23 protein-coding genes and 1 pseudogene are annotated in these 26,948 nt (G+C 62.3%); 7 read left to right on the top strand and 17 right to left on the bottom strand.

What is annotated here, in order from left to right; all coding sequences use genetic code 11:
• Window positions 1–13: 13 nt before the first annotated feature.
• Window positions 14–1,087: a glycolate oxidase subunit GlcE gene (glcE, locus tag AW06_RS14905; protein WP_034951590.1), complete on the bottom strand. Its 1,074-nt coding sequence runs from the start codon at window positions 1,085–1,087 to the stop codon at window positions 14–16.
• The gene (locus AW06_RS14900) at window positions 1,081–2,595 is read right to left on the bottom strand and encodes an FAD-linked oxidase C-terminal domain-containing protein (protein WP_273704753.1); all 1,515 of its coding nucleotides are present in this window, start codon (window positions 2,593–2,595) and stop codon (window positions 1,081–1,083) included. Before AW06_RS14900 ends, glcE begins: the two co-directional genes overlap by 7 nt.
• Window positions 2,596–2,773: 178 nt before the next feature.
• Here AW06_RS14900 and AW06_RS14895 point away from each other — a divergent pair, with 178 nt between their 5' ends.
• The 3 genes from AW06_RS14895 (at window position 2,774) to AW06_RS14885 (ending at window position 6,045) form a co-directional block, all read left to right on the top strand.
• On the top strand, window positions 2,774–4,429 hold the full coding sequence (locus tag AW06_RS14895) for a methyl-accepting chemotaxis protein (RefSeq protein WP_034951602.1): 1,656 nt from the start codon (window positions 2,774–2,776) through the stop codon (window positions 4,427–4,429).
• 218 nt (window positions 4,430–4,647) lie between these two features.
• Complete coding sequence (locus tag AW06_RS14890) at window positions 4,648–4,917, top strand: metal-sensing transcriptional repressor (RefSeq protein WP_034951588.1); 270 nt, start codon at window positions 4,648–4,650, stop codon at window positions 4,915–4,917.
• Between the two features lie 9 nt (window positions 4,918–4,926).
• The gene (locus AW06_RS14885) at window positions 4,927–6,045 is read left to right on the top strand and encodes a nickel/cobalt efflux protein RcnA (protein WP_034951587.1); all 1,119 of its coding nucleotides are present in this window, start codon (window positions 4,927–4,929) and stop codon (window positions 6,043–6,045) included.
• 15 nt (window positions 6,046–6,060) lie between these two features.
• Here AW06_RS14885 and lysM read toward each other — a convergent pair whose 3' ends face one another.
• Entirely contained in the window at window positions 6,061–6,573 is a 513-nt protein-coding gene (gene lysM, locus AW06_RS14880) for a peptidoglycan-binding protein LysM (RefSeq protein WP_034951586.1), read from the bottom strand.
• Between the two features lie 224 nt (window positions 6,574–6,797).
• On the opposite strand from lysM, the gene AW06_RS14875 reads away from it, so the two are divergent.
• From AW06_RS14875 to AW06_RS14865, 3 genes are all read left to right on the top strand, one after another.
• Complete coding sequence (locus tag AW06_RS14875; protein WP_034951584.1) at window positions 6,798–8,663, top strand: 5'-nucleotidase C-terminal domain-containing protein; 1,866 nt, start codon at window positions 6,798–6,800, stop codon at window positions 8,661–8,663.
• 17 nt (window positions 8,664–8,680) lie between these two features.
• Complete coding sequence (locus AW06_RS14870; protein ID WP_034951583.1) at window positions 8,681–11,542, top strand: Hsp70 family protein; 2,862 nt, start codon at window positions 8,681–8,683, stop codon at window positions 11,540–11,542.
• A gap of 175 nt (window positions 11,543–11,717) precedes the next feature.
• On the top strand, window positions 11,718–11,936 hold the full coding sequence (locus tag AW06_RS14865) for a hypothetical protein (protein WP_034951581.1): 219 nt from the start codon (window positions 11,718–11,720) through the stop codon (window positions 11,934–11,936).
• Window positions 11,937–11,999: 63 nt separating this feature from the next.
• On the opposite strand, the gene AW06_RS14860 is transcribed toward AW06_RS14865, so the two are convergent.
• From AW06_RS14860 to AW06_RS14845, 4 genes are all read right to left on the bottom strand, one after another.
• Window positions 12,000–12,494: an LEA type 2 family protein gene (locus AW06_RS14860; protein WP_034951580.1), complete on the bottom strand. Its 495-nt coding sequence runs from the start codon at window positions 12,492–12,494 to the stop codon at window positions 12,000–12,002.
• Window positions 12,491–13,366 (bottom strand): NAD(P)-dependent oxidoreductase, encoded by an 876-nt coding sequence (locus AW06_RS14855; protein ID WP_034951579.1) that lies wholly within the window; start codon window positions 13,364–13,366, stop codon window positions 12,491–12,493. Before AW06_RS14855 ends, AW06_RS14860 begins: the two co-directional genes overlap by 4 nt.
• Complete coding sequence (locus AW06_RS14850) at window positions 13,366–14,250, bottom strand: NAD(P)-dependent oxidoreductase (RefSeq protein ID WP_034951578.1); 885 nt, start codon at window positions 14,248–14,250, stop codon at window positions 13,366–13,368. Before AW06_RS14850 ends, AW06_RS14855 begins: the two co-directional genes overlap by 1 nt.
• A 79-nt stretch (window positions 14,251–14,329) precedes the next feature.
• A complete protein-coding gene (locus tag AW06_RS14845) occupies window positions 14,330–14,743 on the bottom strand; it encodes a secondary thiamine-phosphate synthase enzyme YjbQ (protein ID WP_034951577.1) in 414 nt (137 codons plus the stop codon).
• 205 nt (window positions 14,744–14,948) lie between these two features.
• Here AW06_RS14845 and AW06_RS20875 point away from each other — a divergent pair, with 205 nt between their 5' ends.
• Complete coding sequence (locus AW06_RS20875; RefSeq protein ID WP_138678010.1) at window positions 14,949–17,261, top strand: SUMF1/EgtB/PvdO family nonheme iron enzyme; 2,313 nt, start codon at window positions 14,949–14,951, stop codon at window positions 17,259–17,261.
• Between the two features lie 93 nt (window positions 17,262–17,354).
• On the opposite strand, the gene AW06_RS14835 is transcribed toward AW06_RS20875, so the two are convergent.
• From AW06_RS14835 to AW06_RS20870, 10 genes and pseudogenes are all read right to left on the bottom strand, one after another.
• Window positions 17,355–18,536: an O-succinylhomoserine sulfhydrylase gene (locus tag AW06_RS14835; protein WP_034951575.1), complete on the bottom strand. Its 1,182-nt coding sequence runs from the start codon at window positions 18,534–18,536 to the stop codon at window positions 17,355–17,357.
• 17 nt (window positions 18,537–18,553) lie between these two features.
• Window positions 18,554–20,080: an amidophosphoribosyltransferase gene (purF, locus tag AW06_RS14830; protein WP_034951574.1), complete on the bottom strand. Its 1,527-nt coding sequence runs from the start codon at window positions 20,078–20,080 to the stop codon at window positions 18,554–18,556.
• 11 nt (window positions 20,081–20,091) lie between these two features.
• On the bottom strand, window positions 20,092–20,583 hold the full coding sequence (locus AW06_RS14825; protein WP_034951572.1) for a CvpA family protein: 492 nt from the start codon (window positions 20,581–20,583) through the stop codon (window positions 20,092–20,094).
• A complete protein-coding gene (locus AW06_RS14820) occupies window positions 20,580–21,620 on the bottom strand; it encodes an SPOR domain-containing protein (protein WP_034951571.1) in 1,041 nt (346 codons plus the stop codon). Before AW06_RS14820 ends, AW06_RS14825 begins: the two co-directional genes overlap by 4 nt.
• 27 nt (window positions 21,621–21,647) lie before the next feature.
• Window positions 21,648–22,967: a bifunctional tetrahydrofolate synthase/dihydrofolate synthase gene (gene folC / locus AW06_RS14815; RefSeq protein WP_138678011.1), complete on the bottom strand. Its 1,320-nt coding sequence runs from the start codon at window positions 22,965–22,967 to the stop codon at window positions 21,648–21,650.
• A gap of 10 nt (window positions 22,968–22,977) precedes the next feature.
• Window positions 22,978–23,850: an acetyl-CoA carboxylase, carboxyltransferase subunit beta gene (accD, locus tag AW06_RS14810; RefSeq protein WP_034951569.1), complete on the bottom strand. Its 873-nt coding sequence runs from the start codon at window positions 23,848–23,850 to the stop codon at window positions 22,978–22,980.
• The gene (gene trpA / locus AW06_RS14805; protein WP_034951568.1) at window positions 23,838–24,671 is read right to left on the bottom strand and encodes a tryptophan synthase subunit alpha; all 834 of its coding nucleotides are present in this window, start codon (window positions 24,669–24,671) and stop codon (window positions 23,838–23,840) included. Before trpA ends, accD begins: the two co-directional genes overlap by 13 nt.
• A gap of 2 nt (window positions 24,672–24,673) precedes the next feature.
• A complete protein-coding gene (gene trpB / locus AW06_RS14800; RefSeq protein ID WP_171047306.1) occupies window positions 24,674–25,879 on the bottom strand; it encodes a tryptophan synthase subunit beta in 1,206 nt (401 codons plus the stop codon).
• A gap of 161 nt (window positions 25,880–26,040) precedes the next feature.
• Window positions 26,041–26,670 carry a phosphoribosylanthranilate isomerase gene (locus AW06_RS14795; RefSeq protein ID WP_034951565.1) on the bottom strand — a complete coding sequence of 210 codons (630 nt, stop codon included), beginning with the start codon at window positions 26,668–26,670 and terminating at the stop codon, window positions 26,041–26,043.
• A 116-nt stretch (window positions 26,671–26,786) separates the two neighbouring features.
• Window positions 26,787–26,948, bottom strand: a pseudogene (locus AW06_RS20870) (IS3 family transposase); the annotation flags it as partial.

Below are 26,948 nucleotides of genomic sequence, written 5' to 3'. Positions count from 1 at the left end.
GCTTGGCGAACTTTCAGAAATCCGGGTACATTCGGCCGGGGTTGAAGACCTCTTGCGGGTCGAAGGCGAGCTTGAGATGGCGGTGAATTTTTGCCAGCGGCGCGGGCAAGGGCTGAAAAACACCAACCGCGGCCTTCAAGGCGTCATCACCCCGAAACAGCGTTGCGTGCCCACCGGCTTTTGCCGCGGCCGAACGTAGCGCACGCGCGTCGCCAGCGCGCAGCCAGCGCTGCGCGCCGCCCCATTCGATCAGCGTCGCTCCGAACCCCTGCGGCGGCGCCACCGACGGGAGCGAGAGACGCCACAGCGGCGCGTCGCCGGCAAAAAAGGCGTGCGTCTGCTCGCGCAGCGATCGCCAATAGACTTCCGCCTCGGCCGCATCGACCCACTCACCGGCGAGCAGACGCTCTGCGGCAGCGACCGCCGCAGCGGCACCCGACAGGCGCAGCGTCAGTATCCCGTCGTGCCAGGCGGACGCCGAAATCGGCAAGGGTCGCCCGCCCCACTGATTGAGCTTCTGCAGCGCGGTCGCCTCGTCGATCGCAAAACGCAGGCTCTTCTCGGCCACTGGCAGCGGCAGCACCTTCAACGACACCTCGAGCAGCACGCCGAGCGTTCCCAGGCTGCCGGCCAGCAGCCGCGAGACATCGTAACCGGCGACATTCTTCATCACCTGGCCGCCGAAGGAGAGCACCTCACCCAGGCCATTCAACAGTTTGACGCCGAGAACGAAATCGCGGACGGCACCGACCGCCTGCCGGCGCGGACCCGACAGGCCGCTGGCGAGCATGCCGCCGACGGTCGCAGTCGGCGCGAAATGCGGCGGCTCGAAAGCCAGCCATTGTCCCTTTTCGGCCAGCGCCGCGTTCAATTCGACGAGCGGCGTGCCGGCACGCGCGCTGATCACCAGTTCGGTCGGTTCGTAAGCGACGATCCCTCGATAGGCCCCGACGTCGAGACGCTCGCCTCGTTCCCGCCCACCGTAAAAAGTCTTGCTGCCGCCACCGCGAATCGCCAGCTTGCCACCACGGCCGGCAGCATCGCTGATGTGCGCCGTCCAGTTGTCGATCAGGGAATCCATCACCATCTCGAAGAGTTCATCGAGTTCATCGGATTCTGCTCACCGCCGACACGCGCCAGCGTGTATTCCCGGCAACGCGCCAGCGTCGGCACACCCTTGCCGGGATTGAGCAGGCCATGTTCGTCGAAAGCCGCCTTGAGGCGATGGAAAGCGCCGATCTCGGCGAGCGTGAACTGCTCGGCCATAAGATCGATTTTCTCGATGCCCACCCCATGTTCACCAGTGATGGTGCCTCCGAAACGTACCGACAGTTCGAGAATCTCGGCACCAAAGGCCGTCGCCCGCTCGAGTTCTCCCGGCTGGTTGGCATCGTACATGATCAGCGGGTGCAGATTGCCGTCGCCGGCGTGAAAGACGTTGGCACAACGCAGCGCGTACTTCCGGGAAAGTGCAGCGATCGCTTCGAGCATATCGGCCAGATGCTTCCTTGGAATCGTGCCATCCATGCACAGATAGTCAGGGGTCAGGCGACCGACCGCCGGAAACGCCGCCTTGCGCCCGGCCCAGAACTTGAGCCGTTCTGCTTCATTCTGCGAGACGCGAATCCCGTTAGCACCGCTCATTTCGAGCACCGCCGTCATCCGCCCGATTTCCTCGGCCACTTCTTCTGGCGTGCCGTCGGATTCGCAGAGCAGGATCGCTTCGGCTTCCATGTCGTAGCCGGCGTTGGCGTAGGGTTCGACAGCAAGAATGGCTCTCCTGTCCATCATTTCGAGACCGGCCGGAATGATGCCGGCGGCAATGATGCTGGCAACCGCGTCGCCGGCCCGCCGCACGTCGGCGAACGAGGCGATCACCACCTGTGCCAGTTCGGGCTTGGGGGTCAGCTTGACGGTGACCTCGGTGATCAGCGCCAGCAGACCTTCCGAACCGTTGAGCAGCGCCAGCAGGTCGTAACCAGGCGCATCGAGGGCCGCGCTGCCGAACTCGACGATCTCGCCTTCGATGCTTAGGCCGCGCACGCGCAGCACATTATGGACGGTCAGTCCATATTTCAGACAATGCACGCCCCCCGAGTTCTCGGCGACATTGCCACCGATCGTGCAGGCGATCTGCGACGAGGGGTCGGGAGCATAATGGAGACCGTAGGGCGCCGCTGCCTCGGACACCGCCAGATTGCGCACACCGGGCTGGACCACCGCAGTCCGCGATACGGGGTCGACGCTGATGATCTTCTTGAGCTTGGCGAGCGCGACCAGCACGCCATCCGGATGCGGCGTGGCGCCACCCGACAGACCGGTGGCGGCGCCGCGCGCCACCACCGGCACGCGCAGCCCATGACAGATCCGGAGAATCGCCTGCACCTGCGCCTCGTCCTCCGGCAAGGCGACCAGAAGGGGCAACTGCCGAAAGGCGGTGAGTCCATCGCAGTCATACGGCCGCAGGTCTTCTTCCTCGAATAGCAGCGCCTGTGCCGGCAGCACCTCGCGCAGGCGCCGGATCAGCAGCGAACGGTCAACGGTGAACGGTCGATCGGCGGTCGTGCTCTGCAAGGTCGTCGCCGACATGCTCATGCTGCCTCCTGGGATGATTGATGACCTCAGAATACACCAAAGCGCTGCCGACGCAATCTCGCCAGCAACACACCATCTCCGCCGCTGGCGCGCTGCACCTGAAAAGCGCTTGTCAAAGGCCTGTAAGCGTGATGATATTGCGCTCAGATCAACCATTTCCAGCGAAAACAAGGTCTGCATGCACAATTTCACGATCCAGGCCCGAGTCCTGATCCTCGGTATGATTGCCGTCGGCAGCATGGTCATCGCCAGCGGCGTCGGTATTTTCGAGTTATCCCGCTTCAACACCCAACTACGGGCTAACTTGGTCGACATACGCCAGGGTATCGGAACCCTGATCGACATCCAGACCGCTGCAGTCGCGTTCAAGACGCAGGTGCAGGAATGGAAAAACATTCTCATCCGCGGTAACCAGGAACAGGAATTTTCTCGATATGAAAAAGCGTTCCTGGAAAAGGAAAAGGTCGTTCAGGAACGGCTGAAAACCGCGCTCGGCACCCTCAAGACCCATCCGGAGAACGCGGGGCTGATCGCCGACATCGAAAAGCTCATCCAGGATCACGCTGACCTCGGCAGCACCTACAAGACGGCGCTTGGCAGTTTTGACAAGAACGATCCCCAGGCTGGCAAGAAGGTCGATGTCGCGGTCAAGGGCCGGGACAGAGCGGCCACAGAAAGCATCGCCAAGGTGGTGGCCACTTTCGAAAAAAGCGAAACCGATCATCTTGAGCACCAATTGATCGCCTTGGAAGCGTCGCTGGCATCCTCACGCAGACTTCTGATCGCATTGATGGCGATCGCCCTCCTCCTGTCCGGCGCGGTGGTGGTGGTCACGGTGCGACAGATCTCCGGGCAGATGGCAATTGTCCAGGAAACCACCGCGAAGATCAGGGAATCGCTTGACCTCAGCCGGCGTATCCCGATTTCCGGAAAGAGCGAGATGGCGCAGGTGGCATCGAGTGTGAATTCTCTTCTCGACGAGTTTCAGGCAGTGGTCAGGCGGATGCGGGACACTGGCGACCATGTGGCTGGCGCTTCCGTTGAGCTGGCACAATCGGTCGGGCATCTGGCAGCAGCAACCGGGCAACAGAACGATGCCACGTCGTCGATCGCCGCGACAGTGGAAGAGATGTCGGTCAGCATCACCCATGTTGCCAATTCCTCTGCCACCGCCCAGGAAATCGCGCGACAGGCCCTGGCTACGGCCGTGAACGGTGGACAGGTGATCGAGAAGACTGTCTGTGACATGGTGGCCATGGCCGAAACCGTGCAGAGCGCGTCACACACCCTGGAAGGATTGGGTAAGCGGACGGACCAGATCGGCAGCACTGCCGAGGTGATCAAGGAAATTGCCGATCAGACCAACCTGCTGGCGCTCAATGCCGCCATTGAAGCCGCCCGGGCTGGTGAGCAGGGACGCGGTTTCGCGGTCGTGGCGAACGAGGTGCGCAAACTCGCAGAGCGGACAACAACCGCAACGAAGGAGATTTCCGTGGTCATTGGCGCAATCCAGGAAGAGACGCAGCGCGCACTGGATGATATGCGGCAGCTGGTGGGGCAGGTGAACAGCAATGCCGAAGGTGCCCGTCAGGCAGGAGAATCGATCGTCCAGATTCGCGAGGGAGCGATCCGGGTCGTTGACGTATCGTCGGACATCGCCAACGCGCTCAAGGAACAAAGCACTGCCAGCGAGTTGATTGCCCAGCAGGTGGCAAGAATCGTGTCGACGAGCGAGGCCAATACCGCCTCGACAGGCGAAACGACCGGCGCATCGGCAGAAATGAAGCGTCTGGCGACCGAGATGCACGAGTTGGTCGGTCGTTTCCAGGTCTAGCTAGGCCACGGGTATCTTCTCCAGCCAGAAACTGGAGCAGGCGACCCACGATTCGCTCGCTTTCCGCGATATCGCTGCCGGTAGCCATCCTGATCGCGATACCTTGGCCTTCCGACGCCGTCTCCTGGACCTGACTCCGACAGACTGATCGTCCGAAGAAACTGCAAAAGCGTCTCGCCGGACATGATATCCTATCCCCCAGGATAGGATATGAAGCGATGACGACACACACCTCACACCCCGAAATCATCAAGCGGCTCAAGCGGGCCGAAGGCCACCTCAAGAGCATCCTCGCCATGCTCGAAGGGCAGCGCCCTTGTCTGGAGGTCGCACAACAGCTCCAGGCAGTCGAGAGCGCGATTGGCAGTGCAAAAAAAGCCCTGGTCCATGACCACATCGACCATTGTCTTGAACAGGCGGTTCGCGAAGGTACCCAAAGCGCTGACGACACCATCCGCGAGTTCAAGGCCATCACCAAGTACCTGTAAGGAAACTTCATGACCGAATTTTCTGCCCTGTTGCAGCAGGGCAACGCCTGGCTGTTCGTCCCCAGCGCCATCCTGCTCGGGGCGCTGCACGGTCTCGAACCCGGCCATTCCAAGACCATGATGGCTGCCTTCATCGTCGCCATTCGCGGCACGGTCACTCAGGCCGTTCTGTTGGGCTTGTCGGCGACGATTTCTCATACCGCCGTGGTGTGGGCGGTCGCTCTGGCAGGCTTGTACTTCGGACGTCACTGGAACGCCGAGGTGACTGAATCCTACTTCCAGCTAGCGTCCGCCGTGCTCATCGTCGGCGTTGCGCTGTGGATGATGTGGCGGACCTGGCGGCAACAGCATGCAACACACGACCACGACGAGCACGGTCACCACCATGACGAGACCCGGCGCATCGACACCGGCCACGGGGTAGTTCGGCTGGAAGTGTTTGAGGAGGGTGTGCCGCCGCGCTTCCGCTTGTTCAGCGAGAGCCGGCACGGTCAGATCTGGGCAGCCGACCAGGTGAGGGTCGAGACGGAACGTGCCGACGGCAGTCGCCAGGCCTTCACCTTCGTGCAGCGCGACGGTTTCGTCGAGTCCGAGCAGGAGATTCCGGAGCCGCACGAATTCGTTGCCCGCCTTCGCCTGGGGCATGCGCATCACAGCCACGACTATGATGTCGAGTACGTCGAGCACGAGCACGACCACCACCATGCGATCCAGGACTACGAGGGACTGGATGTCTCCGCACCGGGCTATCAGGACCCGCACGAACTGGCCCACGCCAACGACATTCGCCGCCGCTTCGCCAACCGGGAAGTGACGACCGGCCAGATCATCGTCTTTGGACTGACCGGCGGACTGATTCCTTGTCCCGCCTCGATCACCGTGCTGTTGCTGTGCCTGCAACTGAAAGAGGTCGCACTCGGAGCAGCCTTGGTCATGTGCTTCAGCATCGGGCTGGCGCTGACGATGGTGGCTTCAGGCGCCCTGGCGGCCTTGAGCGTGAAACATGTTGTCACGCGCTGGGGCGGCTTCGGGGAGTTCGCCCGCAAGGCACCCTACTTCTCGGGCATGCTGATCCTGCTGGTCGGCTTCTATGTCGGTTATCAAGGACTGCACGCTCTGGCCCGGTAGTCAGGCCATCTGAAATTACTCCGGGGGAATGCGCAGCACCTGTCCGGGATAGATTTTGTCCGGGTGAGTCAACATCGGCTTGTTGGCTTCGAAGATCAGCGGGTACTTGTTGGCGTTGTCGTAGTGCCGTTTGGCGATCTTCGACAGATTGTCGCCGGCGACGACGGTGTAGAAGGTCGCTTCGGGTTCGCTCTGATCAACCGACAGCATGTCGTTGACCTGCGATACACCGGTAACGTTGCCGCAGCAGAGGAGGATTTTCTCCTTGCTGGTCTGGTCGCCGGCGACTCCGAAGACCGTCGCTGTTCCGCTTGCGCCGTCAAAAGTGACCGTCAGGCCGGTCACCGGCAGGTTCTGGGTGTTGATGTAGGCCTCGATCGCGTCCGCTGCGGTACGGTTCAGCTCGTCGAGGCGCGCCTTGGCTGCTTCGTCATCGGGAGCACCGGCCAGTTCGGCCGATGCCGCTTCGGTATCCTTGGCATGAAAAAGCTTCTCGCCTGCTTCCTTGACGAAATCAAACAAACCCATGTCCTTCACTCCTCAAAAAGTGGTGCATGCTGGCACCGGAAACAACGATCGATGGCTACCCTCGTTGGCAGACCAAAATCCAGTCTAGCAGCTTCAATAGCATTCTCAAATGCCGCGCAGGACCCCTGCTGCCAGCTCATCTGGCGATGGCTAGCGCATTGCTGCGGTGCGCCGGTGTATGCGACACTCGCCCACTCGCTCAACCTGCCCCCGGAGCCGCCCGCATGCGCCCAATGCTGATCTCCTGCTCGGCCAGCCTGCTCGCCCTGGCACTTTCCTTAAGTGCCTGCCAGACTGCACCGCTTTCCGCCCCACTCCCGACCAGCGCCCTCGAAATCCATATCGCGCACATCAACGACCACCATTCGCACCTCGATGCCATTCCAGACTTCGAGATCAGCCTCGACGGCGTGTCGACGCGCGTCGAGGCCGGCGGTTTCCCGCGTCTGACGACACTGTTCAAAACCAGCCAGGGTCTGCCGAACCTGTTGAAGCTGCATGCCGGCGATGCGATCACCGGCACCCTCTACCATACCCTTTACCAGGGGGAGGCCGATGCGGCGCTGATGAACAGCGTCTGCTTCGATGCTTTCGAACTCGGCAACCACGAGTTCGACGAAGGCGACGCCGGCCTGCAGCGCTTTCTCGATGACTTGCGCAGCGGCCCCTGCCGGACCACCGTTCTCGCCGCCAATGTCGAAGCGGCGATCGGCACCCCGCTCGCGCCGGTCGCCGCCCATGATTATCTGCACCCCTATCTGCTCAAGTCATTCGGCAACGTCACTGTCGGCATCATCGGCATCGAGGTGCGCGGCAAGACGATGAATTCCTCGCGACCGCTAGCGAGCACGCGCTTCGCAGACGAGGTCGCCAGTGCGCAAAAATACATCGACCGACTGCGTGCGCAGGGCATCCGCCACATCATTCTGCTTACCCACCAGGGCTACGCAGCCGACCTGGCGATGGCCGCGCAGCTCAGCGAAGTGGACGTGATCATCGGTGGCGACTCGCATACCTTGCTCGGCGATTTTTCGGCGATCGGAATCGACGCTTCGTCCGGCCCCTACCCGACGGTCGTCCGCAACCGCGACGGCGACCCCGTCTGTATCGGCCAGGCCTGGGAATACGCCAAGGCTTTCGGCCTGCTGCAGGTTCGCTTCGATGCGCAAGGACGCGTCGAGAGCTGTCGCGGCGAGGTGACTCTGCCGATCGGCGACGATTTCCGGCAGAAGGATGCCAGTGGCACTTTCGTTGCCGTCGACGCGGCCACGCGCGCACGCATCGTCAACGCGTTGCAGGGACCCGGCGGCGCGCGCGTGGTCACCGCCGACCCACCCGCACAAGCCACCCTCGCCCGCTTTGCCGACCGCCTCGAAGACCTGAAAAAACAGCAGATCGGTATCGCCAGCGAATCGCTGTGCCTGGTGCGCGTACCCGGCGAATCGACCAACCGCAGCAGTGGCGTCGCCGGCTGCGAACAGGCCAACACCCTGGCGCGCGGCAGCGACATCGCACAGGCCGTCGCCATCGCTTACCGGCAGGCGAGCAGGCTCGCCGACATCGCCCTGCAGAACGGTGGCGGCATCCGCGGCGCGCTGCCGCAGGGCGAAGTCAGTTTCAACACCGCCTACACGGTGCTGCCTTACAGCAACGTGCTTTTCGAACTGCAGCTCAGTGGCAGCCAGATCGTGGAGGTGCTCGAAGATGCCGTCGGCAACTACCTCGACCGGGGCGGATCGGACGGCTCCCACCCCTACGCCGCCGGCCTGCGCTGGCAGCTCGATCTTTCGCAGCCGCGTGGCCGCCGCTTCAGTGCCATCGAGGTGCAGCGCAAGGGCAGCGAAACCTGGCAGGCAATCGATCCACACGGCAGCTATACCCTGGTGACCAGCGATTACCTCGCTACCGGCAGCGACGGTTATACGACGCTCGGCAGGATCCATCAGGCCGGCCACAGCGTGAACACCTATCTCAACTACACGCAAACCTTCGTCGATTACCTGCTGGCGCGCGGTACCGTCAACCGACCGGCGGCCGCCGATTACAGCCACCAGCGGGTGATCAGTCGCGATGGCAGGGTGCTGCCCTGAAAGAAGCCATAAAGACCATGAGAAAACCATACATCGTCGGAATCGATCTGGGAACCAGCAACACGGTCGTCGCTTACAGCGCGCCCGGCAAGCGGCAAGTCGAGCTGTTCGAGATCGAGCAACTGGTCGGTCCCGGCCAGGTGGCCGCGCGGCCGTTGCTGCCGTCGGTGCGTTTTCATCCGGCAGCCGGGGAAATCAGCCCGGGTGATCTGCAACTGCCGTGGGTAAACGGGGAAGGCGGCGCGCCGGTGGTCACCGGCCGGCTGGCACTCGATCTCGGGGCGCAGGTTCCCGGTCGGCTGGTCGCCAGCGCCAAGAGCTGGCTGTCACACGCCGCGGTCGATCGCCTGGCGCCGATTCTGCCTTGGGGTGCCGCAGAGGAGGTCGCCAAGGTCTCGCCGGTGCTGGCCAGCGCGAGCTATCTTGCGCATGTTCGGGCCGCCTGGCAGCACCGTTTTCCCAAAGCGCCACTCGAACAGCAGCAGGTGATTCTGACCGTCCCAGCCTCCTTTGACGAAGGTGCGCGCGCACTGACCATCGAAGCCGCGCGGCAAGCCGGCCTGGCCAATCTTCGCCTGCTCGAGGAACCACAAGCGGCTTTCTACGACTGGCTGTTCCGTCACCAGCAGAGTCTTGCCGAAGAACTTGCGGCAACGCGGCTGCTGATGGTCTGCGACGTCGGCGGCGGCACCACCGATCTGACACTGATCCAGGTGGCCATCCAGGACGGCCAGCCGGTACTCACCCGCATTGGTGTCGGCGACCACCTGATGCTCGGCGGTGACAATATGGATCTCGCGCTCGCCCACCTCGTCGAGTCGCGCTTGCCAGCCAGCGAAGGCCGCCTGTCAGCGCCGCGCTTTTCGCAACTGACGGCGCGCTGCCGGGTGGCCAAGGAACAGCTCCTGGCCGCCGGCGCCTCCGAGGCGGTACAACTGACCTTGCTCGGCGGCGGTTCGCGTCTGATCGGCGGCGCACGAACGGTCGAACTGAAGCGCGATGAAGTCCTGCAAGTGATTGTCGACGGCTTCTTCCCGCGCGTGCCGCCCGATGCGCCCGTTCAGCAGCGACATGCTGCGATCGTCGAATTTGGGCTGCCCTACCCCGCCGACCCGGCGATTACACGCCATGTCGCCGCCTTCCTCAGACGACACGCGCAGGCTGCGCGCCAGGCACTCGGCGACACCGCCGACCCAAACGGCGAACCCGGCCTGCCGGTACCGGATACGCTGCTGTTCAACGGCGGCGTATTCCGTGCCGATGCCCTTGCCGAACGTCTGCAGGACACCCTTGGCGAATGGCGCGGCGCGGCGTTGCGCCTGCTGCACAATGATAACCCTGATGTCGCCGTGGCCCGTGGTGCGGTAGCCTACGCGCTGATCCGTCAGGAACAGGGTCGGCGAATCGGTGGCGGATCGGCACGCAGTTACTTTCTGCTTCTCGATGAGCAGGGACAGCAGCGGCGCGGCATCTGCCTGCTGCCGCGCGGTACGGAAGAAGGCCACGAAATCCGGCTGCCCGAACGCATCTTCAGTTTACGCCTCGGCCAGCCGGTACGATTTCACCTCGCGTCGTCGGTTGCCGACAATGCTTATCGGCCGGGCGAAATCACCTTGCTCGACGACGATGATTTCGTTCGCCTGCCGCCCATCGCCACGGTCGTACAGGCGCTCGCTGGCAGCAATCAGCGCGAAGTGCGGGTACAACTGAGCACCGCCATGACCGAGGTCGGCACCCTTGAAATCCACTGCGTCGGTGTTGACGATGCCGCCCGCCGCTGGTTGCTCGAATTTCAGTTGCGTGGCGACGATGGCCATACCGCGGTGTCGTCGACAGTCCTGCCGGCACGTTTCGCTGACGCAGTGCAATGTATCGAGCGCATTTTCGGGGCCAGTTCGCAAGCGCTCGACAACAAGGAGGTGCGTCGCCTGCGCGGCCAGATCGAGCATCTGCTCGGCAAGCGCGAGGACTGGGAGATGCCGCTGCTGCGCGCCCTCTTCGATGTCCTGTTGCAGCGCGCGCGGCGCCGCCGGCGGTCGCCGGAACACGAACGCCTGTGGCTCAATCTGGCCGGTTTCTGCCTACGCCCCGGCCTCGGCTACGCGCTCGACGAGTGGCGGGTCGAGCAACTCTGCGACTTGTTCCCGCAGGGAATCCAGTATGTGAACGAGAGCCAGAACTGGTCGGAATGGTGGATCCTCTGGCGACGCGCGGCGGGCGGCCTGCCGGCTGCCGTCCAGAACCAGCTCCTAGCCGAACTCGGTCCCTGGCTACGTGCCGAGCCGACGAAGAGCCGCAGTCGCCTCGCCGCGACCATCGCCGGCAGTCACGACGACATGCTGCGCCTTGTCGCCTCGCTGGAACGACTACCTGTTGAATGCAAGCTCGAAGTCGGTGAATGGCTGCTCGAACGCTTGCGCAAGAGCCCGGAGAAAACACTCGGCTGGTGGGCAATCGGCCGTATCGGCGCTCGCCAATCGCTCTATGGCAGCGCTCACCAGGTCATCCCGGCGGAGGTTGCCAGCCGCTGGCTGCAATCCCTGCTGGCGCTGGACTGGAAAAAGGTCGAACCCGCCGCTTTCGCGGCAACGCAAATCGCCCGCCGGACCGGTGATCGTGCGCGCGACCTGCCGGACGACATCCGCAGCGTGGTTCTCGCGCGCCTGGCGGCGATCAATGCCAGCGCCACCTGGATCAGGCAGGTGCAAAGCGTCGTCGAACTCGACAAGGCCGACCAACGCCGCGCTTTCGGCGAGTCCCTGCCGGCAGGATTGAAACTGGTGCCAGAGCCCGGGAGCACCTGCATTCGGCCGGCTACCGAACGGCTCGCAGCCGCCTCAGAGGACGCCGGCAGCCAGCGCCCAGGCTTCGGCCAATGACCAAAAATATCATTAACTTAATTAGTTACAGACAATCATCGGGGCGCGCAGAGGCACTTTACGCATTGACATCGAAAGTAGGTATTCCGGATAATGGCCACCGGCAGGGTCCATGGACTGCGTTGCCGAAAGCAGCGAAAGCCTCCTGTCCAGGGATGTTTCCAAGGAGTTAAGCATGCGTGCGCAGACAAGCGTAGATCGCCGGCAAACGAATTCTGGCCCACCAGCCGGGATGGCGGAACGCCGCTGTGGCATTGACCGCCGCAAGTTTCAGTTGACGGGAGAATCGATTACGGCACTGGAAGCGCGGCTGGCGGCACTGGCCTGTCAACGCGACGAAAAGGGCGAGGACGAAGGTTCCGGGTGGGACAAGGTGATCATTTCCCTGCGCTAATGGTCATGATTTTTCCGGGCGCCTCCGACCGATCGTGAGTCGCTGACGCGATTTTCACATTCGTCAGGTCCGGTCCGAACCGGGAGGTAGCGACTTCCGGGGTGAATGGTCGACCGCCGGCATCTGCAGATCGCCGCGCCGTTCGAAGGGCACATTGCCTAAACCGGACACGTTGATGCGCCCGACGATCCGGTAGTCGACCCGCTCCCGGCCGCCCTTCTGCAAGTCGCGGAGCTGTTTCAGGGCGCTGCCCAGCGTACTGGTGGCCATCACCTCGAGTACCGCTTCGCCAAAGCGCGGGACGCTGACCGCCTTGTCCGACAGGCCCTTGATGAACGCTTGCCCATTGAGCTCGATCTCGAAGTTCAGCCCATTGATCGGCAATTCCACATCGTTCGGATTCTGGATTCGCAGTTTGAGCAAGAAACGTTGTTCGAACAGGCCCAGTTGCACCAGATTCAGGCCAGCAACGCTGACCTCGGGCTTTTGTGAAAAGCCTCCGAGGCCGGCACAAGCGCTCAACAGGGCGATCGACACGATCGCCAGACAGCTTCTCATGAGCACTGGCCGCCGGCTTCCAGAACCCGCAATAACGACGCCGTATCCGCACGCCCCCAGCCCATTGCCATCAGGGCATTGAGTTGCTGATCGACCTGCGCGGCAACCGGCAGGGGAATTCCAAGACGATAGGCTTCGCCGATGACGATGCGGTAATCCTTGTGATGCAGGCGAGCCTCGACCCCGGCAACGAAATCCCGATCGACCATTCTCCCGCCCATCACTTCCAGCACCCGGCTGCCAGCCGAACCGCCAGCCAGCGCCTGTCGCACCCTGGCCGGATCGGCACCGGCGGCGCGGCTCAGGTGCAGCGCCTCGGCCACGGCCTGAATCGCCGCGACCATCAGCATCTGATTGCACACCTTGGCGACTTGTCCGGCGCCGTGCTCGCCGACATGCACGACCGATCTGCCGAGCAGTGCGAACAGGGGACGCACTCGTTCGAGCACCGCTGCCTTGCCGCCGACCATGATCGCCAGCGTCGCCGCGATCGCTCCCTGCTCACCACCGGAAACCGGCGCGTCGAGCATGTCGACGCCTGAGCGGGACAGACGCTCGGCCAGCGAGCGTGCCGTTTGCGGCGCGATGGTGCTCATGTCCACCAGGATCGAACCCGGAGCGAATCCCGCCAGCAGGCCATCCGCGCTGAGCGTCAGGTGCTCGACATCGGTACCGGCGGTGACCATCGTGAATACCACCTCGGCGTATCCGGCGACGGCCGCCGCCGATGCGCAGTGCAGTGCTCCAGCCGCCAGCAGGGGCTCGCAGGACGCGGAACGCCGTGCCCAGACCGCAACCTGATGCCCGGCCTGCAGCAGATGCAGCGCCATCGGCCGGCCCATCACCCCGAGACCGATGAACCCGAGCCGCATCAGGTGTCGCCCTCGCCGCCGGACAGGCGCTCGAGCAGCTTGAGAATGGCAATCGAGTCCTCCTCGCCCAGTCCCGAACCGACCATCGCGTTATACATCTGTGCCGTCGCCGCCGACACCGGCAGGCACAGGCCCAGTTCGTGCGCACTCTGCATGACGATGTTCATGTCCTTCTGATGCATCCAGGACTTGAAACCCGGTTTGAAGTTGCGGTCCAGCATGCGTTGGCCATGATTCTCGAGAATCTTTGAATAGGCGAAACCGCCCAGCAGCGCTTCGCGCACCCTGGCTGGGTCGACGCCGCTCCTGGCCGCGAAATTGAGCGCCTCGGCGACGGTCAGCACACCGACGCCGGTGACGATCTGGTTGGCCGCCTTGGCCACCTGTCCGGCCCCCGCATCGCCCACATGCACGATGTTCCTGCCCATGCAGGCAAACGCCGGTCGCGCGCGATCGAAAGCGCTCACCGTGCCGCCAACCATGATCGACAGTGTGCCGGCAATGGCGCCGACCTCGCCTCCGGAGACCGGCGCGTCAAGAAAATCGATGCCCTGCGCGAGCAGGCGCGCGCCGATGTCGCGCGCGGCTGCCGGCCGAATGGTGCTCATGTCGACAGCGATCAGATCACTTCTGCCGGCACTCGCCACCCCCCGTTCGCCGAGCATCACCTGTTCGACATCGGGCGCATCGGCAACCATCGAGATCACCACATCGACCCCCTTGGCCACCTCGGCAGGACTGGCCGCCGCATCGGCACCGGCGTCCAGCACAGGCTGCATCGACTCCGCACGCCGCGCCCAGACGGTAAGCTGGTGCCCTCCGTGCAAGAGGTTCAGCGCCATCGGGCGCCCCATGATACCCAGACCAATGAATCCGATTTTCATTGCTGCTCCTGTTGTAATGGCCAGATCAAGCCCCGAAGTGTAGCAACAATCCTGTAGCGGCAGGCCAGCGCTTTCACCTTCAGGCCAGGACCGTCACCACGATGCTGCGCCGATGCGCCAGGGTCCGGTGTTCCCAGAGATAGATCCCCTGCCAGGTCCCGAGGCGTAGCTCGCCCTTGCCGATCGGGACGCTCACCGAGCTGCCGGTGAGGATGTTGCGTGCATGCGCTGCCATGTCGTCGTCGCCCTCGTCATCGTGCAGATAAGCTGGGTCGCCGTCGGGCGCCCAGCGGGCGGCCAAGGTTTCCAGGTCGCGGCGCACCGAGGGGTCGGCGTTCTCGGTAATCATCAACGAACAGCTCGTATGCTGGACAAAAACATGCGCGATGCCGGTCGACAAGCCGGAAGCGCGAACGATACCGGCCACCTCGGCGGTAATCTCGATACTGCCGCGCCCGCGGGTGCGGACATCAAAGCTTTCCTGATAAGCCATCCAGCCCCTCCATTTCGTCCTCACGCAGCCCGATTGCCTTCCTCGAATCTTATCTCCGATCTTCCGTCGTGCAGAAGAATTGCCGTGAAAATACGCGTCTTATTCATGCTCATCGCACGTGAACACTGCGGATCCGGCCATTGCGCCATCAGACTCTGGTAATCTTGAGAACCTGGTTCGTTCCACTGCTCACGAGGCACTACCCATGCGTTTCAACCTGTTCGCTCGCGTCCTGATCGGTGTGGCACTCGGTTTTCCGCTGTCACTCCTTGCCCAGGAGCCTTCGCCGAGGTCAAATGAACATCGCGTCGCCCTGGTGATCGGCAATTCAAGTTACGCCCACTCGCCCCTCAAGAACCCCGTCAATGACGCGCGGGCGATGCGCGACAAGCTGAAGAAGATGGACTTTGACGTGATCATTCGCGAGAACATGAAGGCACGCGACATCGGTGGCGCACTGCGTGAATTCCGCAGCAAGCTCAAGCCGGGTTCTATCGCGCTTTTCTTCTACGCTGGCCACGGCCTGCAGATTCGCGGCGAGAACTACCTGCCGGCCGTCGACGCCGAAATTTCCAGCGAAGAGGATGTTCCGCACCAGAGTCTGAACGTCAATACGGTCCTCAACACCATGGAGGATTCGAAAGCCGGGGTCAACCTCGTGCTGCTCGATGCCTGCCGCAATAACCCTTTCACCCGTAGCTTCCGCTCGGGCGCGGGTGCCGGTCTTGCGCGCATCCAGGCACCGAGCGGCACGCTCATCCACTACGCCACACGGCCCGGCAGCGTTGCCGAGGATGGCGACGGCGTCAATGGCACCTATACCGCCGCGCTGCTGGCACAAATCGAAGAGAAAGGGGTGCCGATCGAGCAGGCGCTCAAGCGTGTGACGGTGCGCGTCAAGAACGCCACCAAGGGCAAACAGGAGCCCTGGATGGAAGGCAGCCTGACTGGCGACTTCTACTTCATCATCAGCGGACCCACGCAGATCAATATCCAGTCGGCGCCGGCCGACGCCGACACAGCGGCCTGGCAGGCAGCGGAAGCGGCCAATACCGCGGCGGCGTACCAGGCCTATCTCAACGAGTATCCAAAGGGCGTTTATGCCGCAGCTGCCCGCGTCAAACTTGCCGGCCTGGCCGCGCAGGGTCAGCCGCAACCGCAGCAACCGCAGCCGCCGCCGCGCGTGAAAAGCGAGCTTGCGCCGCCGGAGGACCGGGATACGGCTTTATGGCAGCAGGTTCAAGCGGCGGGAAACCGCGACTACTACGAAACCTATCTCAAGGAATTTCCGCGCGGCAAGTATGCACCGCTGGCGCGCGCAGAACTGAAACGGCTGGCAGCACAGGAAAAGGAATTGCAGGTGCAGGCAGAAAAACAGGCCTGGGAGAAAGCCCAACAGATCAACAGTGAAGAATCTTATCAGAGTTATCTCACTGAGTACCCCCGAGGGAGCTATGTCGCTCTCGCTCAGGCAGCGCTTAAGAAGATGCGCAAGGAGGAAGCGGCACGCATTGCGCAAGGCAAACTGGGAATGCGAGACCAGCAACGACCGACCGACGACCGCAAGACCCCAACTGAACGGCCCGAGAAGAAGAAACAGGACGAAATCCGTCAGGCCGCGATTGGCGAATTGAGCCTGGCGCGTCTGTCGGCAGGCGATTACCCGATGGGCGCCGCAGCCGATGATGTCACCGACAACCCCGAAGCCGACGAAGCCGCTCGCCCACAGCACAACGTCAGGATCGGGAACTTCGAACTCGCCTACTACGAAGTCACCGTCGGACAGTTCCGAAAATTTGTCGAGGCCACGGCTTACCTGACCGAGGCGGAACGTCCGGGCCGCAGCCCTGGCTGTCACGTTGCCCGCAATGGTGGCGATTTCGTCATCGAACGTAGTGCCAACTGGCGTTCTCCGGGCTTTGCTCAGACCGACAGTCATCCGGTCGTTTGCGTCAGCTGGAATGACACGCAGGCCTATATCGCCTGGCTCAACGGCGGTGCTGCCGGATACCGGCTGCCAAGCGAGGCTGAATGGGAATATGCCGCGCGTGGCGGCAGCGTCACGCCACGCCCGTGGAGCGATACCGGCAACTTCTTTGCCCGCGTGTTCCAGTCCAACAAGGGAACGGATCCCGACCAGCCTCCGAGCCGTACCTGCCGCAATGCCAACGTCGCCGATGAAACGCTGAAGAAGCTGCTGGCCTGGCCGGTCACCCATAATTGCAGCGATGCTCAGGCCTACAGCAGCAGTGGCGGCTATTTTGGCCGCAACGGCTTCAGCCTGTATGACATGATCGGCAATGTCTGGGAATGGACGCAAGACTGCTGGAACCCGAACCACAGCGGCGCGCCGCTTGATGGCAAGGCACGCACCTCCGGCGATTGCGCGCAGCGGGTGATTCGCGGAGGTAGCTGGAGCAGCGGCCCGGCTTATGCCCGCTCCGCCGCACGACAGAAGTACGCCGCATCCTACCGGGCCTCCGACCTCGGTTTTCGGCTCGCGAAAAACCCGTCCTGATCGCTGGGAGCACGGATCGCCCCATCTGGCGGACCAGCCGCCACGGCAAGGCCGTATAGAGAAGGCCTGTCCTGGTCAGTTCGCCAGAGACGGCTAGATCAACGACAGGCCCGTTTCAAGGTCCTTCTGCAGATCCAGCACGTCTTCGAGACCCACCGCGATGCGCAGCAAGCCCTCGGTGATTCCAGCCGCTGCCCGCTGCTCCGGCGTGATGCGGCCGTGCGTGGTCGAGGCGGGGTGCGTCAGCGTGGTTTTGGTGTCGCCGAGGTTGGCCGTGATCGACAAAAGCCGGCAGCTATCGACGATTTTCCAGGCTTCTGCACGGGCGCCCTTGACTTCGAAGGAGACGATGGCCCCCCCGCTTTTCTGCTGGCCTTGCGCGAGTTCGAACTGCGGGTGAGACGGCAGGCCGGGATAGTAGACGCGCGCTACCCGCGGATGATCTTCCAGCCACCGCGCGAGCTGCAAGGCCTTTGACGTTTGTGCTTCGAGGCGGATCTGCAGCGTCTCCATGCCTTTCAGCAACACCCAGGCGTTGAATGCGGAAAGTGTCGGGCCAGCGGTACGCAGGAACTTGAACACTTCATCGGTCAGTGGCTTTGGCCCGGCGACCGCGCCACCGAGAACCCGACCCTGTCCATCGAGAAATTTGGTCGCCGAATGAACGACCAGATCCGCGCCGAGATCGAGCGGACGCTGGAGAATCGGCGTACAGAAACAGTTATCGACCGCCACCAGCACGCCCTGCGCGTGCGCAATGCCGACCAGAGCAGCGATATCAGCGATCTCGGTCAGCGGATTCGACGGGGTTTCAAGGAAGAACAGCTTCGTTTCCGGCCGCATCGCGGCATGCCAGGCGGTGACATCGGTCTGGGCGACAAAGCTGGTCTGGATCCCGAAGCGCGGCATGATGGTTCCGAGCAACTGCTGGGTGGCACCGAACAAACCCGTCGAGGCGACGATGTGATCGCCGCTGCTGCACAGCGCCATCACCAGCGAAAGGATCGCCGACATCCCGGAGGCAGTGGCTATGCACGCCTCTGCGCCTTCCAGAGCGGCGAGACGATCCTGAAAGACCGCGACCGTCGGGTTGGTGAAGCGCGAGTACACATTGCCTTCTTCCTCGCCTGAAAAACGGGCTGCAGCCTCTGCAGCCGTGTTGAAGACAAAACTCGAGGTCAGGTAGAGCGCTTCACTGTGCTCGTTGAATTGGCTACGTTCCTGACCCGCGCGCACAGCCAGCGTCTCCAGGGAATATCCTCGCTTGCTCTCCATCGTGTTCTCCATCGCGCTCAGCCAGCCGACAGCAGGTTGAGATGCAACTGTTTCGACGCCCAGCGCTCTTCCTTGGTCGTTTTTTGGTGGCCCGCGCGGGCCATCTCGATAGCCGTCAGATATTCCGTGCTGACGTCGCCGGTCACATAGCAGCCATCGAAACACGAGGTATCGAAATGGCAAAGCGACGGTTTCAATTCACGGATCGAGGCCTTCAGTGCGTCCAGATCCTGATAGACCAAGGCATCGGCACCGATTTCACGGGCAATCTGCTCGCCGGTACGGCCGGTCGCAATCAGCTCGCTACGCGTCGGCATGTCGATTCCATAAACATTCGGGTAACGCACCGGTGGAGAAGCGGATGCGAAGAAAACCTTCAACGCACCGGCAGCGCGAGCCATCTCGACGATCTCGCGGCTGGTCGTGCCGCGCACGATCGAATCATCGACCAGCAGGACCCGCTTGCCCTTGAATTCCTGCGCCACGGTGTTCAGTTTCTGGCGCACCGAGCGCGCCCGCGTTGCCTGGCCCGGCATGATGAACGTGCGGCCGATGTAGCGGTTCTTGACAAATCCTTCGCGGTACGGAACGCCGATGCGCTGTGCCAGCTGCATCGCCGACGGGCGACTCGAATCGGGAATCGGGATGACCACGTCGATCTGGTCGTAGGGAATGTGCTTGAGCAGTTTGTCAGCGAGATGTTCGCCCATGTTCAAGCGTGCTTCATAAACTGAAACTCCGTCGATCACCGAGTCCGGCCGCGCCAGATAGACGAATTCGAAAATGCAGGGGGACAGTGCCGCATGCTGCGCACACTGGCGCTGATGCAAATGGTGATCGAGATCGATGAAGATCGCCTCGCCGGGGTCGACATCGCGAAGGACCTGAAAACCCAGGGTATCGAGCGCGACCGATTCGGAGGCAAACAGGTACTCGGTACCCTCGGGGGTCTCGTTGAAACCGAATACCAGCGGCCGAATCCCGAATGGATCGCGGAACGCAAGCAGGCCGTGACCGGCGATCATCGCCACCACCGCATAGGCCCCCCGGCAACGGCGATGCACCGCCGCCACCGCAGCAAAGATGGTGTCGAGATCCAGCCAACATCCCTTGGCGGTTGCCTGCAGCTCGTGTGCCAGTGTGTTCAGCAGTACCTCTGAATCCGAACCGGTATTGATGTGTCGCAGATCCTGACAGAACATCTCTTCCTTGAGTTGTTCCGCATTGGTCAGGTTGCCGTTGTGTCCAAGAACGATCCCGAACGGCGAGTTCACATAGAATGGTTGCGAGAGAGCCGCGTCGAAAGCTGAACCGGCGGTCGGGTAGCGGCAATGGGCAATCCCCATGTTGCCCGGCAGAGCCCGCATGTTTCGGGTACGAAATACGTCGCGGACCAGCCCCGATCCTTTGTGCATATGAAACGCATCGTCTTCGGCGGTGACGATGCCGGCAGCGTCTTGACCGCGATGCTGCAGGACCATCAGCCCATCATAAAGCAGCTGGTTGACCGGCGTGGTTGCAACAACCCCGAGAATTCCGCACATAGTCTTGTTCCCTACCCAAACCTGATTCGTTTCGCCACGTCGGATGGCAACCAGGACTTGCTGGCCAGAACGGCCGTTTCAAGCGGGGCAGCGAAATACGCCTCACTCCACCACTTCTCTTTCGGCAACGCCGTCATGCCGCCAACGGCAACCAGGATCAATACGATCACCAGGCCACGGGCAACACCGAAGATCACTCCCAGAAGGCGATCACTCAGCGTCATTCCCAGCGCCTTGATCAGGCGACGCACGGCCAGGCGAAGCAGTGCCATGAGCACCAGCGTGGCCATGAACACAGTTACCCAGCCGGCCACGATGCGTAACGTCGGGTCAGCAATGGCCGTCGCAAACCCGTTCGCAAGCAGTGCTCCCCACCACTTCGCAGCAAAGAAAGCCAGCACCCAAGCCACCAGGGCGATGATCTCGCCGACCACGCCACGCCACACGCCTAGCAACAGGGAAGCTGCGACGATCAACAGGACCAGGTAATCAAAGACTGTCATTGCCTGCCGGCGACGACCCCAGTGACGCCAATTTTCTGCAGTTGTTCGAGCGCCTTTTCAGCGGCTTCCCGATTCGGGAAAGGACCGGCGCGCACACGCGTTTTCTTGCCATCGGGCGAATCAAGAATCTCGGTATAGCTATTGACTCCGGCTGCGCTGATCTTGCTCTGCAACTGTTTGGCGTTATCTGGGTTGGTGAAGGCCCCGATCAGGATCACCCGTTGCCCGCCAGATTTTGCCGCTGCCGATTCAGGGGGCTTGCCGGCTGGAGCAGAATGCGAGTGATCGTCGGAAGGCGATTTGCCGGCCTCTTCGGAAGCGGTCTCTGGCGTCTTCTCGGCGGGCTTGTCAACCTTCTTGACCGGTGCTTTTTCAGGCGGTTTTTCAACCGGCTTCTCGATCGCCTTTTCCGCAGGCAGCTTGTCGGCAGTTTTTTCGACCTTCTTTTCGACTTTCTTTTCAATCGGCTTTTCGGGCACCTTTTCGACCGGTTTCTCAGGCGTCTTCTCGATCGTCTTTTCAACAGGTTTACCGGTTTTGGCCGCCTTGTCCGGCGATGTCTCCGCCAGTTTCACGGGTTTCTTGTCGACCGTTTTCTCCGGCATTTTCTCCGCCGGCTTGACGACTTTCTTTTCAGCGGCTTTCTCGGGTACTTTCTCTGGCGCTTGGGCGACTTTGGCAGCCTTGTCGCCGCTTTTCTCGATCGACCTGGCCGGGACAGTGGCGGGATTAGCGGCCGGCTTGGCGATCGGAACGGCCACTGGCGACTGCTCAGTCGCGCCGCCAGATGGCATGGCTTTCTGCGGCTCGCCACTGACGGCAGGTGCGGCTGCCCTGGCTGCCAGATCCTTGGGTTGGGAAAGCAACGGCTCCTGACCAGGAATGCGTATCGGTACATCCTGCACCAGCTGCTTCGGCTCCTCGTCCAGGACCATGGGCAGGATCACGGCAGCCAGTCCCGCGAACGCGACCGCGCCCACGAGGCGGCGACGAGCCCGTTTCTTGAGCTGAAGTTGCGGATCAGGTGATTCGGTCATCGCTGGAATCCACTCGCGTCGCTTTGATCAGCGACCATGTTGCATGCTGTGCATGACGGCCGCGACCGTGTAGAACGATCCAAAAACGATGATTCTACCATTTTCCTCGGCCAACTCTGCAGAACGCGCGAAGGCTTGCCGCGGTGAGGCAAAACACTCGACACGACCGCCGAGGCCGGCGCTGCTGACGGCCGCAGCCAGGACGACCGCCGATGCGCCACGTGGCACATCGAGGTCGGCCAGTAGCCAGGTATCCACCTTGCCGGCCAAGGGCGCCAGCGAACCGGCGATGTCCTTGTCGGCAAGCATTCCGACAACGGCAATCGTCCTGCTGGAGAAAGCCATGTCGCCCAGGTTGTCTGCCAGGACGCCCACCGCCTGGGGATTGTGTGCCACATCGAGGACAATCGCCGGACGACCCGCCAACACCTGGAAACGCCCCGGCAAATCCGGTTCGATCAGCCCGCTCCGGATCGCCTGCATCGAAACCGGTAAGCGCTGTCCAAGCAGGTCGACGACGAAAAGAGCGGCCGAGGCATTGCGCAGCTGGCAGGCGCCGCGCAAACCAGGATTCGCGAGGCCACTCCGGCGCCGGCCACCATTCCGCCAGAAGGTCCATTGCAACCGCTCACCGAAATGACCGAAATCACGACCCAGCAGGTACAGGTCGGCGCCAATGGCCTGCGCATGTGACAGCAGCGATTGCGGCGGTTCCGGATCCGCGCATACTGCCGGTCTGCTCGCACGAAAGATGCCGGCCTTCTCGAAACCAATGGCCTCGCGTGTCGAACCGAGCCAGTCGGTATGATCGAGCGCGACACTGGTCACCACGGCGCAATCGGGATCATAGGCATTGACTGCATCGAGGCGGCCACCCAGCCCAACTTCGAGAATCATCACTTCGACCTCGCGGACACGGAAAACCTCGATGGCGGCCAAAGTACCAAACTCGAAATACGTCAGTGCGACATCGCCAGCGGCCTGTCGCGCCGCCTCAACGCGGGCAAAGGCCTCACATAGCCCGACGTCGTCTACCGGGATCCGATCAACACGCACCCGCTCGTTGTACTTCAGCAGATGCGGCGAAGTGTAGCAACCCACGCGGTAACCGGCGAAATGGTAGATCGCTTCAAGGTAGGCGCAGGTCGAACCCTTGCCGTTGGTGCCGCCGACGGTGACCAGTGGACATTGCGGATGCCGGCCCAATTCCCGCTTGACGCGCTGGACTCGTTCCAGCCCCAACTCGATTCCCGCCTGCCCGCGCGGGTGGAGGCTTTCGAGCTGCGCCAGCCAGCGTTCCAGCGTGTGCTCAGGGATCGCCGATGCCCTGCCTTCCCCTTTGCTCACACCAAGCCGCTCACGGCAATGCCGGCCACTTCTTCAACAATGCCAGCAAGCCGGCAACCCGCACCTTCATCTCCCGGCGGTCGACGATCATGTCGATCGCCCCTTTTTCAAGCAGGAACTCAGATCGCTGGAAACCTTCCGGCAGAGTTTCACGAACGGTCTGCTCGATGACGCGCGGACCGGCGAAGCCGATCAGGGCGCCGGGTTCGGCAATCACCACATCGCCGAGGAAGGCGAAGGATGCTGACACCCCGCCCATCGTCGGATCCGTCAGAATCGAGATGAAAGGCAGTCTGGCTTGTGAAAGGCGGGTCAATATGGCCGTCGTCTTGGCCATCTGCATCAGCGAAAACAGCCCCTCCTGCATTCGTGCACCTCCCGAAGCGGTGACACAAATGAACGGCCGCTCCTGTTCGATCGCGGCCTGGACGCCACGCACGAAGCGTTCGCCAAGCACCGACCCCATCGAACCGCCCATGAAGTCGAACTCGAAAACGGCGAGGATCACCGGCAAGGTATGGATCGAACCGCTCAGGACAATCAGTGCGTCGGTCTCGCCGGTGGCCTCGGCAGCATCCTGCAAACGATCCGGATAGCGACGACTGTCCTTGAACGACAGCGAATCGACCGGCAGTACCTCCGAACCGATCTCGGAACGTCCATCGACGTCAAGCAAGAGATCGATACGTGCCCGCGACTCCAGACGCTTGTGATGACCACACTTGGGGCAGACATTGCAGTTGCTCGCCAGATCGGTCGCATAGAGCACCGCCTCACAGGCCGGACACTTGCTCCACAGGCCCTCGGGCAATGATGATCGGCGTGCGACACCGTTGTCATTGCGTTTGATTTTTGGCGGCAGCAGTTTGTTCAGTGAGCCCATGTCGTTCCCCCCGGAGCATTCATTACCGTATCCATCCCGCGCCGAATATCGGTGACCAGGGCGAGCACCCTTGCGCAGGCCTGATCCGGTGGCGATTGCTCGATTTCTTCAATGATCCGGCTGCCGACCACCACGGCGTCGGCGATCGCGGCCACCGCGGCAGCCGTCGCTGCGTCACGAATCCCGAAACCGACCCCCACCGGAACACCGGTGCGTGCCCGGATTTCCGGAAGGCGCGCGGCGACGGCCGTGACGTCCAAGGCTGCGGAACCGGTAACCCCTTTCAACGAGACATAATAGATGTAGCCGCTGGCCAGGGCACCCACCTGCGAGACCCGTGCATCGCTCGAAGTCGGCGCCAGCAGGAAGATCGGATCGAGGTCATGGCGGTGCAGGATGCGGGCAAACTCGATCCCTTCCTCGGGTGGATAATCGACCACCAGAACGCCATCCACCCCGGCAGCGGAGGCGGCTTTGGCGAAGGTCCCGACGCCCATCGACTCGATAGGGTTGGCGTAACCCATCAACACTATCGGAGTCTGCGGGTCGTCGACGCGAAAGCTCTCGACCAGTTCGAGCACCTGGCGCAGGCTGACGCCTTTCGCCAGAGCCCGCTCGGAAGCCCGCTGGATGGTCGGTCCATCGGCCATCGGGTCCGAGAAAGGCACGCCCAGTTCAATGATGTCGGCACCGGCCCTGACCAAGGCATGCAGCAAGGGCACGGTCAATGCCGGATCGGGGTCGCCGGCAGTGATGAACGGGATCAGGGCCTTGCGCCCCTGCGCCTGCAGGCGCTCGAATACAGCCTGTATTTTTGTCATGGTCAGAATTTGATCCCTGAGCGATCGGCAACGGTGTGCATGTCCTTGTCACCACGACCGGAGAGGTTGACCAGCAGGATCTGGTCCTTTGCCAGGGTCGGTGCCAGCCGGGTCGCATACGCCAGGGCATGGCTCGACTCCAGCGCCGGAATGATGCCTTCAAGACGACACAGGTCATGAAAAGCCTGCAGTGCCTCGGCATCACTGATGCTGACGTACTCGGCGCGACCACTATCCTTGAGCCAGGCGTGCTCAGGGCCAACCCCCGGATAATCGAGACCCGCCGAAATCGAGTGCGTCTCGGTGATCTGGCCGTTCTCGTCCTGCAGCAGATAGGTTCGGTTACCGTGCAATACACCGGGACGACCCGCCGTCAATGAGGCGGCATGATGTCCCGTGGCAATCCCCTCGCCCGCCGCCTCAACGCCGATCAGACGCACCCCGGCGAGCGGAATGTAGGGGTAAAAGATCCCCATCGCATTCGAGCCACCGCCCACACAGGCAATCACGGCATCGGGCTGGCGACCGCACTGCTCCTGCATCTGCGCGATCGACTCGCGGCCGATGACCGACTGGAAGTCGCGTACCAGCATCGGATAGGGATGCGGACCAGCCACCGTGCCGATGATGTAGAAAGTGTCGGAGACGTTGGTCACCCAGTCGCGCATCGCTTCATTCAAGGCATCCTTGAGCGTCCTGGAACCGCTGTCCACCGGCACCACCACGGCCCCCAGCAGTTTCATGCGATACACATTGGCTGCCTGCCGCCGGATGTCTTCCGAGCCCATGTAAACCACGCACTCCATGCCATAGCGCGCGGCCACGGTGGCCGTCGCCACGCCATGCTGGCCGGCACCCGTTTCAGCGATGACGCGCGGCTTCCGCATGCGCCGCGCCAGCAGGGCCTGACCGATGCAGTTGTTGATCTTGTGTGCGCCGGTATGGTTCAAATCCTCGCGCTTCAGGTAAATCCGGGCACCGCCGAGGACTTCGGACCAGCGTCTGGCGAAATAGACCGGACTTGGCCGGCCCACATAATGTTTGAGTTCATCATCGAATTCGGAGACGAACCGCGGATCCCGCTGCGCGGCGGCATACGCCTCCTTGAGTTCATCAAGCGCCGCGATCAGGGTCTCGGCAACGAAGATGCCACCGTAGGGGCCAAAATGGCCTCTGGCGTCGGGCAAATCGTAGTCATGCTCGGCCATCAAAATTCTCCTTGCGACAGGTTGGGACAGTGTGCACTACCTCTGCGAAAACAATCCGACCGTCGCTCCTCAGGTATGTTTGGCCAGGTAGTATCGCCAGCAAGTCCGCGTCCGACCCCCCGTTTTTCTGCGCATGAACAATCTCATCAGACCCTGCCGCATCAATCGCCACTCATCGATTCTGCCACCCGCACGGCGGTGACAAAGGCACGCATCTTTTCGGCATCCTTGATTCCCTTGCTTGCCTCGACACCCGTCGAAACATCGACCGCCGCCGGTCGAAGACGGCGCACCGCTTCTCCGACGTTATCCGAATCCAGCCCACCGGAGAGGATCAGCGGCTTGCCCAGCGACGGCGGGACCAGCGACCAATCGAAAACCCTGCCGCCGCCGCCGTAACCGTCGACAAAGGCGTCGAGAAGGATGGCCTGTGCCGAAGGAAAAGCAGCCGCGTATTGTACCAAATCCATTCCCGGCCTGACGCGCGCTGCCTTGATGTAAGGTCGATCGAACTGTCGGCAATAGGCCTCATCCTCATCACCGTGGAATTGCAGCAGGTGGATCGGCACGGTCGCCAGGGTTGAGCGCAGCACGGCCGGCTCCGCATTGACGAACAGGCCGACCACGCTGACAAAGGGCGGCACGGCGCGAGCCAGCCTCGCCGCCGTCGTCAGATCGACGCAACGCGGACTCGGCGGGTAGAACACCAGACCCAGTGCATCAGCTCCCGCGTGCACAGCAAAGTGCAGGTCCTCGATGCGGGTCAGTCCGCAGATCTTGACTCGTGTCACAGTAAATCAATCCGAAAAGTTAAGGGCTTACCACCCAAGCACACTGAGCTTCCCTCGGTTATTCGTCTTCCCAAGGGTGGTGTTCCTGCGACCTGTTTTTCCTGATTCTGCCTGCCGAGCCACTGTTCCATGAACTGAACCGGCGACAGGTAGCCCAGGCTCGACGGCTGGCGTTTCCGATTGTAAACCACCTCGATGTCTTCAAAGCGGGTGGCCTTCATGGCGGCAGGGCTGGCAGGACGTACGCCATGTCCCCACCCATGCTTGAAGCGGTTGAA

Source organism: Candidatus Accumulibacter cognatus, assembly GCF_000584975.1.
GTDB lineage: Bacteria > Pseudomonadota > Gammaproteobacteria > Burkholderiales > Rhodocyclaceae > Accumulibacter > Accumulibacter cognatus.
Note: the sequence above shows the minus strand (reverse complement) of the source record. Positions and strands in the feature narration are given on the sequence as shown.

What these genes read in the sequence shown, in the direction of transcription:
- glcE (WP_034951590.1), bottom strand. Translation starts at nt 1,087, where the DNA reads ATGGTGATGGATTCCCTGATCGACAACTGGACGGCGCACATCAGCGAT.
- AW06_RS14900 (WP_273704753.1), bottom strand. Translation starts at nt 2,595, where the DNA reads ATGAGCATGTCGGCGACGACCTTGCAGAGCACGACCGCCGATCGACCG.
- AW06_RS14895 (WP_034951602.1), top strand. Translation starts at nt 2,774, where the DNA reads ATGCACAATTTCACGATCCAGGCCCGAGTCCTGATCCTCGGTATGATT.
- AW06_RS14890 (WP_034951588.1), top strand. Translation starts at nt 4,648, where the DNA reads ATGACGACACACACCTCACACCCCGAAATCATCAAGCGGCTCAAGCGG.
- AW06_RS14885 (WP_034951587.1), top strand. Translation starts at nt 4,927, where the DNA reads ATGACCGAATTTTCTGCCCTGTTGCAGCAGGGCAACGCCTGGCTGTTC.
- lysM (WP_034951586.1), bottom strand. Translation starts at nt 6,573, where the DNA reads ATGGGTTTGTTTGATTTCGTCAAGGAAGCAGGCGAGAAGCTTTTTCAT.
- AW06_RS14875 (WP_034951584.1), top strand. Translation starts at nt 6,798, where the DNA reads ATGCGCCCAATGCTGATCTCCTGCTCGGCCAGCCTGCTCGCCCTGGCA.
- AW06_RS14870 (WP_034951583.1), top strand. Translation starts at nt 8,681, where the DNA reads ATGAGAAAACCATACATCGTCGGAATCGATCTGGGAACCAGCAACACG.
- AW06_RS14865 (WP_034951581.1), top strand. Translation starts at nt 11,718, where the DNA reads ATGCGTGCGCAGACAAGCGTAGATCGCCGGCAAACGAATTCTGGCCCA.
- AW06_RS14860 (WP_034951580.1), bottom strand. Translation starts at nt 12,494, where the DNA reads ATGAGAAGCTGTCTGGCGATCGTGTCGATCGCCCTGTTGAGCGCTTGT.
- AW06_RS14855 (WP_034951579.1), bottom strand. Translation starts at nt 13,366, where the DNA reads ATGCGGCTCGGGTTCATCGGTCTCGGGGTGATGGGCCGGCCGATGGCG.
- AW06_RS14850 (WP_034951578.1), bottom strand. Translation starts at nt 14,250, where the DNA reads ATGAAAATCGGATTCATTGGTCTGGGTATCATGGGGCGCCCGATGGCG.
- AW06_RS14845 (WP_034951577.1), bottom strand. Translation starts at nt 14,743, where the DNA reads ATGGCTTATCAGGAAAGCTTTGATGTCCGCACCCGCGGGCGCGGCAGT.
- AW06_RS20875 (WP_138678010.1), top strand. Translation starts at nt 14,949, where the DNA reads ATGCGTTTCAACCTGTTCGCTCGCGTCCTGATCGGTGTGGCACTCGGT.
- AW06_RS14835 (WP_034951575.1), bottom strand. Translation starts at nt 18,536, where the DNA reads ATGGAGAGCAAGCGAGGATATTCCCTGGAGACGCTGGCTGTGCGCGCG.
- purF (WP_034951574.1), bottom strand. Translation starts at nt 20,080, where the DNA reads ATGTGCGGAATTCTCGGGGTTGTTGCAACCACGCCGGTCAACCAGCTG.
- AW06_RS14825 (WP_034951572.1), bottom strand. Translation starts at nt 20,583, where the DNA reads ATGACAGTCTTTGATTACCTGGTCCTGTTGATCGTCGCAGCTTCCCTG.
- AW06_RS14820 (WP_034951571.1), bottom strand. Translation starts at nt 21,620, where the DNA reads ATGACCGAATCACCTGATCCGCAACTTCAGCTCAAGAAACGGGCTCGT.
- accD (WP_034951569.1), bottom strand. Translation starts at nt 23,850, where the DNA reads ATGGGCTCACTGAACAAACTGCTGCCGCCAAAAATCAAACGCAATGAC.
- trpA (WP_034951568.1), bottom strand. Translation starts at nt 24,671, where the DNA reads ATGACAAAAATACAGGCTGTATTCGAGCGCCTGCAGGCGCAGGGGCGC.
- trpB (WP_171047306.1), bottom strand. Translation starts at nt 25,879, where the DNA reads ATGGCCGAGCATGACTACGATTTGCCCGACGCCAGAGGCCATTTTGGC.